The sequence below is a fragment of the Vibrio sp. 1874 genome (assembly GCF_033344395.1).
Taxonomy (GTDB): domain Bacteria; phylum Pseudomonadota; class Gammaproteobacteria; order Enterobacterales; family Vibrionaceae; genus Vibrio; species Vibrio alginolyticus.
This window is the reverse complement of the sequence record NZ_JAWPOR010000159.1, coordinates 1-1101: the sequence shown is the minus strand read 5'-3', so window position 1 is coordinate 1101 and position 1101 is coordinate 1. Positions and strand designations below refer to the sequence as shown.

Sequence of the window (1101 nt, the reverse complement as noted above, 5' to 3'; positions counted from 1 at the left end):
ATGGATTAATTCAGCTTAATTTGAACGTCGATTTTGCAGATGGCTTCAACAACACATTAGGCGGTAGAGAAACGTTAACCAACATCAAGTTGACGCTTGATGACACGACACAGGGTGAGTTTGTCGATAGCAATGGCAATAGTTTGGGCACGAGTATCGAATTTAATGAAGCCGATATTTTAGCGGGAGCGTTGGACAACGTTCTGTTCAAACCGAGTGAAAACTACCCGGTTGGTGGTGGCCAAAATACGGTGAAAATTAACATCGAAGGCGAAATCACAGACGTTGCCGTGTTTGACCAATCGACATTGATCAATCCGGGCGATAACGTAGATGTACGCACCTTTACCGACGACGTGACATTTGAAGTCACACCTGTCGTGGATGACATCGTGATTACGGGAACCGATCCAAGTCAGCCTATCGTCGTGACGGGTGATGAAGATACGTTGATTTCACTCAACCAGTCAGGTACTGGCGTTACGATCAGTCTGACCGACGATGATGGCTCTGAAAGCTTTGTTTCACTTAAGCTGACTGGTATTCCGAATGACTTTGTTGTTGAGTCTAATTCATCCGATTACATTGTGAAAAACGCAGGCAATGGCGAGTGGAGCATTCAAGTTAAAGACTTGACGCAAACTTCCATCGACTTGAGCGATATTCAAATTAAGCCGCCAAAACACTTTAGTGGTGAAGTTGAAATCGGTATCTCTGTCTTCATTCAAGAAGAGTTGTTGAAAGTGCCTACCGAGCGAAACAGTAACTTTACGTTAGTCGTTAACCCGATTGGCGACGACGTGGATGTTAACCCAGATACCCAAGTCTCAGGCAATGAAGGCGAAGACATTACCATCAACGTGAATGCGCTGGTGGTGGATAACAAAGAGTCGATTGGCGACGGTGCAAATTATCAAGAGAATGATCCAGAAACATTGAGGGTTGAGATTTCAAACGTACCAGATGGTGCGAGCTTGTCACTTCCAGATGGAACGGCATTTGTTGATCAAGGTAGTGGTGTTTTTGTCATTGAAATCAATGCACAAGACCTAGATCAAATCGTCTTTAACTCTGGTGATAGAAATGACAATTCTTGGGGTG

The 1101-nt window shown here is 44.3% G+C and carries 1 pseudogene; it reads left to right on the top strand.

The features are described from left to right. Positions 1-1101, top strand: a pseudogene (locus tag R8N46_RS25310) (tandem-95 repeat protein); the annotation flags it as partial.